Source organism: Klebsiella sp. HN106 (genome assembly GCF_051209435.1).
Lineage (GTDB): Bacteria > Pseudomonadota > Gammaproteobacteria > Enterobacterales > Enterobacteriaceae > Klebsiella > Klebsiella oxytoca.
In genome coordinates, this window is sequence record NZ_JBLURD010000339.1 from 1 (window position 1) to 227 (window position 227).

1 protein-coding gene is annotated in these 227 nt (G+C 53.7%); it reads left to right on the plus strand.

Going from position 1 to position 227, the window contains the following annotated elements; genetic code table 11:
• Window positions 1-227, plus strand: a 227-nt coding sequence (locus ACSIPU_RS31480; protein ID WP_049029383.1) for a hypothetical protein, incomplete at both ends; no start/stop codon positions are given.

The following is a 227-nucleotide window of genomic DNA, read 5'->3' on the forward strand; positions in this document are numbered from 1 at the left end:
GACTCTGACAGCGACTCGGATTCTGACAGTGACTCGGACTCTGACAGCGACTCGGATTCTGACAGCGATTCGGACTCTGACAGCGATTCTGACTCTGACAGCGATTCGGACTCTGACAGCGATTCTGACTCTGACAGCGATTCCGATTCTGACAGTGACTCGGATTCTGACAGCGATTCGGACTCTGACAGCGATTCCGATTCCGACAGCGATTCCGATTCCGACAG